The organism is Anabaena sp. FACHB-83 (genome assembly GCF_014697485.1).
In the GTDB taxonomy this organism is placed as follows: Bacteria; Cyanobacteriota; Cyanobacteriia; order Cyanobacteriales; family Nostocaceae; genus Nostoc_B.
In genome coordinates, this window is the sequence record NZ_JACJRY010000062.1 from 23,491 (window position 1) to 30,544 (window position 7,054).

Below are 7,054 nucleotides of genomic sequence, written 5' to 3' on the forward strand. Positions count from 1 at the left end.
GGGAACTCATACATGACTGATGACAAATTGATTTCTCGGATGCAGGCGGTTCAGTCGCCAATAATTCCTGTGGTTGGGGAACTGATTAAAAATTCTCCGGGAACCATTTCTCTCGGACAGGGTGTAGTCTCCTACAGTCCACCACCAGAAGCAATTGAACTTTTACCGAAGTTTTTAGGGGAAGCGAGAAATAATCTCTATCAAGCAGTGGAAGGAATTCCGCCTTTATTAACTGCATTGACAGCAAAATTGTCAGCTTTTAACGGTATTGAAATTACTGATGAAAACTGTGTTGTGGTGACAGCCGGTAGTAATATGGCGTTTATGAACGCGATTTTGGCAATTACTTCGCCTGGGGATGAAATTATTCTGAATACGCCATATTATTTCAATCATGAAATGGCTATTACAATGGCGGGTTGTCGTGTGGTGTTGGTAGAAACAGATGAAAATTACCAATTGCGTCCAGAAGCCTTAGCCGCAGCAATTACACCAAAAACCAAGGCTATTGTGACGATTTCCCCGAATAATCCCACAGGGGTTGTCTATTCTGAAGCGGCTTTACGCCAAGTCAATCAAATTTGTAGCGATCGCCATATCTACCACATCAGCGATGAAGCTTACGAATATTTTACCTACAACGGTGTCAAACATATTTCACCAGGGGCATTTGCTGGCAGTAGTGATTATACAATTTCTCTCTACAGCCTTTCTAAAGCCTATGGTTTTGCCAGTTGGCGCATTGGCTATATGGTAATTCCCCAGCATTTACTTGTGGCTGTCAAAAAAGTTCAAGATACAATTTTGATTTGTCCGCCTGTGGTGTCACAGTATGCAGCATTAGGCGCATTGCAGGCAAAAGATGAGTATTTGAAGGAAAATATTGGTGCGATCGCTCAAGTACGTCAGTTAGTGATAGACTCGCTGAATCATCTCCAAGGTTTATGTACTATTGCTCAAGCTGATGGTGCGTTTTATTTCTTTCTCAAAGTGCATACTCATATCAATGCGTTTGAGTTGGTGAAAAGATTAATTCAAGAACACAAAGTTGCGGTAATTCCTGGGACAACCTTTGGGATGGAAAATGGCTGCTATTTGCGCGTTGCTTATGGGGCGTTACAAGACAATACAGCCAAAGCAGGGATAGAAAGATTAGTTAATGGTTTGCGGAATATTATTTAATTCTCCCCCAAAGGCGCAAAGAGTAAGCAAATTTTCTCTTTTCTGACTCCTAAAATTAGGAGTTTTTCTTGTCAAACAACAAATTTAATCTATCTGCTAAAACCTGCACATGAGGTTCTTGGAGCAAACTGAAGTGATTTCCTGGTAGGTGATAAATTTGTGCTATTTTTTGCTTCTTCCACCCAAATCGAGGGAAAAGAAAGCGTAACATTTTATGAGATAAATATACAAATTCACTAGATAGAAAAAGGTGAATCTTACCAGAGTAGTCTTGTTGGCTAATATAAAGCTGTTGGTAAATATTCATAGGTGAAACTAAATTCTTTGTTGAATTTTTCCCTAAATATTGATAATTCTTTTGAAAGAACTTTCTTATCTGCCGAATAGCTGGAAAAACTTGGTTAGCATAGTAATACAATCTATGATTATAAGCAGGAAAGTCTATGATTATTAAAATAGATACTTTTTTTCCAAGAGCTTCTAGTTGTTTAGCAATTTCATAAGCAACCAAACAACCATAAGAATAACCACCTATAATATAATCATCATTTGGTTGTAAGGCAAGAATATCATGAATATGATGTGATGCAATTGCTTTGATATTTTCTTGTTTATTTTGATATCCAAATGCAGATAATCCTGATTCTATAAAATGAATTGGTTGTTCTTTCCCTAGGTGTTGAGAAAGTGGTAACACTTCATTTAAACTGCTAGCACAGAAGAAAAATGGTTGTTTATTACCTTGATGATTGAGACTGGTAATTAAAGATTCAGGTCTAGGTTTTTCTCCTTGACGGCCAGCAGTGATTACTATAAGTTTGCGATAATCCTCTTGGTTCAACATAGGAGAACTGAAAGAGAAAGATGATTCTACAGTTTGTGTCTGACGCATCACCTCAGCCAATTCTCTAATTGTTGGTACTTGAAACAGTGTGGCTAGGGGTAGTTTTTTGTCCAAAGTCTTTTCAATTTCGGCAAATAAACGCAATGCTAATAAAGAATGTCCTCCTAAATGAAAGAAGTTATCATCAATACCGATAGATGAAACACCTAAAACTTTTTTCCAGATTTTAATTAATTGCTGTTCTAACTCATCTTGAGGCGCAGACTGAGTAACTTGGGAAAGTTGTTGGCTTGGTTGGATTTTGAAAGCATGGAGTTTATCTTTCTGTTGTTGCCAATATTTTTGATCTTGAGTCAATATTGGCAATGACAAAATATTCTGGTCTGGATTGGCTACTAGTTCTTGTAGCAAAATCTGAAAATTCTGGATTAACTGTTCAATTGTGGCAGCATCAAACAGTTCAGTATTATATTCAAATATGCCTTCCAATCCTAGAGGTGTTTCCCACATCAACACCGACAAATCACATATAGCCGTACCTTTTTCAACTGGTATTGACTCTATATCCAATCCAGTCAACTCTAGATTGTTCATAGGTACATTCAGCAGATTGAATATCACCTGATACCAAGGTGAGTAACTTAAATCTCTGCTGGATTGTAGATTAGATAACAACTGCTCAACGGGAAAGTCTTGATATGGATAGGCTTCTAAAGTGATTTGCCGTACCTGCTTGATCAAGTTCAGGAAAGAGGGGTTCCCAACTATACTGATGCAAAGCGGCATAATATTGGAGAAGCAGCCGATTATAGATTCAATTTTAGTATGGTTGCGGTTGGCTGTTGCTGAACCAATCACTATATCTTTTTGACCACTGTAGGAATGCAGTAAAATTGCAAAACCAGTTAACAGTGTCATGAAGAGGGTAGATCCAGATTTTTGACTGAGGTGTGTTAGTTGCTGCGTTAGCTCTGAGTCAAGGTGAAATGATTGGATATACCCTGAAAAAGATTGTAATTGAGGACGAGGGCGATCGCTTGGTAATTGCAGCAAGGGAGGCGCAGCCGCTAGTTTACGACTCCAGTACTCTACTAAAGGTGTATAGACTTCCGGTTGCTGAAACCATTGCCGATGCCAAAGGCTAAAATCACTGTATTGCCATAACGGTGGAGCCAGAGGAGACGGAGATTTTTGTGTATAAGCTTTATAGAGAACTGATAATTCCTGGTTAAAAATTCCCAATGACCAGCCATCGGCAGCAATATGATGTATCGTGATCATCAATATATAATCTTTCTCGGTCAATCGCAGTAATCGCGCCCGGATGGGTGGCTCTTGTGTAAGGTCAAATGTCTGTCTGGCTTCTGCATCGACTAAACTTTGAATTTCCCTTTCTTCGTAGTTTTCAATTTGTTGGACGAGAATGGAAATCTTCAATTCAGCAGCAATGTGTTGAACCGGTAGCCCTTCTACAATGGGAAAGGTAGTTCGCAACGATTCATGTCTTTGAATAATTGTGTTAATTGCCTGTTCTAAACTCCCAATATCCAAATTTCCTGTCAGCCGCAACATTATTGGTAGGTTATAAATCGGTCTAAGACCAGATTTTTGCTCTAACAACCATAATCGTTCTTGATATACCGACAAAGGTAGGTTGTTTTTATCTGAAATTGCTGGCAATTCAGGAACACTCAATAGAGAGTCTGCTTGCTGATGTGCTGACTCTATCTGTTGACTCAACTCAAAAATTGTAGATGCTTCTAGAACTGCGGAAACAGGCAAATCTACTCTAAAACAGTCCCGCACGCGAGAAACAATCTGAGTAGCATGAAGAGAGTGTCCACCTACTTCTAAAAATGGTTGATAGATTCCCACTTGAAACCCTAAAACCTCTGCCCAAATATTAGCTAGTGTTTTCTCTGTTTGAGTTCGAGGTAACACAAAATTACTATCTATATCTATGCAGAGATTCTCCAAGTTAGGTAGAGCATTTCTATCCACCTTACCATTAGCATTCAGAGGTAACTGATCCAACAAGATAAAGGCCGATGGAATCATATAATTTGGCAATTTCTGTTGGAGAAAATGGCGTAATTCACTAGAATTTACTGCACCAATGTTTGCTTCTTGAGTAAAATATGCTACTAATCGCTTGTCTCCTGGACGGTCTTCCTGGGCGAGTACAACAACCGATCGCACAGATGGGTGTTGTGCCATAACTGCCTCAATTTCACCCAGTTCCACCCGAAATCCTCGAATTTTGACCTGAAAATCAATTCTACCCAAAAACTCAATTGTGCCATCAGGTAGCCAGCGAGCGCGATCGCCTGTTTTATAAAGACGCGAATTGGGGTCATCACTAACAGGATTTTGAATAAATTTTTCTGCGGTTAAATCTGGTCTATTCAAATAACCCCTCGCTAACCCATCACCCCCAATATAAAGTTCTCCTGGAATGCCAATGGGAACTATTTGTAAAACATCATCAAGTATATAAACTTGGGTATTAGCAATGGGACGACCAATAGGAATTGAGTCTTTTTGCAAATCATTAACAGTAATTTTATGGCAACAGGTAAAGGTTGTATTTTCTGTAGGGCCATAGCCATTGATTAATTGACATTCTGGTAATTCTTCTAAAACTTTCTCGACATGATATCTTGATAAAACATCACCTCCTGCTAAAAGTTGGCGTAGGGATTTTAGATTTTCTATCTGTTCTTCCACTATTAAATTAAATAATCCTGCTGTTAACCATAATGTAGTAACATTATATTGCTTGATTGCTGTGCCAATTTCTTGTAAGGATGGTGTTTTAACTGGCATCAACACCAATTTACCGCCATTTAATAAAGCAGCCCAAATCTCAAATGTTGCTGCATCAAAGGCAATCGACGCAAGCTGTAAAATAACTTCATCAGCACTAAAATTAGCATAATTTGTATTTTTAACTAGTCGCACAACACCACGATGTGTTACACAAACGCCTTTGGGTTTGCCTGTTGAACCGGATGTGTACATTACATAAGCTAAATTTTGGGCAGTGACTTCACTATCAAAAGAAGTACCATCAGAAATGGTGGTTAAATTACTTTGCTCATCAACACAGATAGTTTGAAGATGATTTGCAATTAAGGATAGATGATTTAATTGATTTTTTTGAGTGATTAGAATAGATAAATTTGCATCTTTGAGAATAATTTCTAATCTTTCTAAAGGAGCAGATGTATCTAACGGTAAATAGGCTCCACCTGCTTTTAATATAGCTAAAATAGTGATAATTACATCAGGAGAACGGTCTAAATATAAAGCCACTAACGTTTCTGTTGTGACCCCAATTTGTCGTAAGTAATCAGCCAGTTGATTTGATTTATTTTCAAGTTCCTGATAAGTTATTTGCTGACGTTCATACTCAACCGCCACAGAGTTAGGTGTTTTTAATACTTGAATTCTAAATAATTCGTGAATTGTCGCATTTCTGGGATAATCTGTTTTTGTATTTGTCCATTCTTCTAACAAAGAGCCTGCAAATTGAGTTAATGAGTCGGCAATATTCATATTTTTAACAAAATTCAAATTATAAATTTATGGTTATTCCAAAATCATTACGGAGTGTATTTGCGGAGATATCTTAGTTGAACATCTCGCAACTCTTATCATTTTCCAAAAATGCTTAGGGATTGATCTAAGCTACATTTGCTCAATGCGCTCAGATCAATTCTCTAAATGAGTACCAAGTTCTTTTACAGACTCGAAGAGACAAGAGCATTTTGATTGGATTATTTCAATCAAAATGCTTTTTCTCCTAGTCAGTTATGCGTTTCCTCCGTAGAAAACATGATCTGCCAGCCCCAAACCGTTGTTGTATTCATCCAGTTTGCTAGTAATGAAACTACCAGCATCTAAACCATAGGTAACTTTGGTATTGGAGTTGTAGGGACTTGGCAAATTGGATGCACTGGAAATACCTTGACTCCAGTAATTATCTATGCGTGGGCTATTGACACTGCTCCCAGTAAGTTGATTTAACGCGCCATCACCCTTCTTATCAGCATTTTCGTCTGGAGTTACAGCTTGCAACCAATTGATGCCTTCGTTGATATAGTATCGAGCATCTTGATCGGTTGTACTAGCTGCTGTGTCAATGGGGTTGCCAGCAAGATAATTCAACCAACTAGCCACTAAAGAGCGACCAAGATCGTAACGTACATCTCCATTAGGATGTGCTGAGGCATCAACAATCTGGCGTGCTTGGCTAAGAGTATAGAAAATGGTATCCTCCCCGGTATCAGTTATACCGTTGCGGTTGTAGTCACCGATAAGTAACCCTGCACTATATTGTCCAGTCACAGGATCAAGCACTTTTCCAGATTGGGCGGAGTTGGTATAAGAAGGGAACAGAAGGTCACTGTCTGCAAAATTAGCCAGTGTTTTTTGTGTTGGCTCGTTACCTTGGACACCATCCCAGAACTTCTGCCACTCGGTATTTGCCCAGAAACCTGGGGTACGCACACCAGGTGCAGCAATTACTGTGTCAGTATCAGTAGCACTGTTATTGTTGGAATTAGTATCAGTGAACCCAGTGGGAGCAGTAATCGTGGCAGTATTAACCAGAGACGCGGGCGTGACTTTGAGAACATCAAGATGGCGAATCTTGAACTGATCCTCTGGGCTGGTATCTGTGTCTAAAGCCGCAATCACAATGGTGTTACCCACATACTTGCCTGCATTCACATCAGCCCAGCGATCGCTCGTGCTAGTAGTAACGTTAGCTTCGTAGAACCCAAAACTGTTGAGAATTGAGTCGCTTAAAGTCGTGGGAGGACTGCTAAAATTGCCAATCCAGACAGAAATATCACTGTCCTTGATGACATATTGCAGATAAGCCTGATCCAACACTACTGCTTCTGAGAACTGGAATAGGACGTAGTTATCCCTTCCGCCAACGTTATCAACGACGTGAGTGTTGTTACCGCCATTTCCTTCACTACTGTCGGTGACACCCAATCCACCACCATAGCTACCCAG

Annotated in this window: 2 protein-coding genes and 1 pseudogene; 1 reads left to right on the forward strand and 2 read right to left on the reverse strand. The window is 39.3% G+C overall.

The genetic code is table 11. The features are described from left to right. The first annotated feature begins 12 nt into the window (after nt 1-12). Nucleotides 13-1,182 (forward strand): pyridoxal phosphate-dependent aminotransferase, encoded by a 1,170-nt coding sequence (locus tag H6G79_RS32805; protein ID WP_190594588.1) that lies wholly within the window; start codon nt 13-15, stop codon nt 1,180-1,182. 55 nt (nt 1,183-1,237) lie between these two features. On the opposite strand, the gene H6G79_RS32810 is transcribed toward H6G79_RS32805, so the two are convergent. After that, nucleotides 1,238-5,584: a non-ribosomal peptide synthetase gene (locus tag H6G79_RS32810; RefSeq protein ID WP_190594589.1), complete on the reverse strand. Its 4,347-nt coding sequence runs from the start codon at nt 5,582-5,584 to the stop codon at nt 1,238-1,240. A 255-nt stretch (nt 5,585-5,839) separates the two neighbouring features. Further along, nucleotides 5,840-7,054: pseudogene (locus H6G79_RS32815) on the reverse strand (hypothetical protein); the annotation flags it as partial.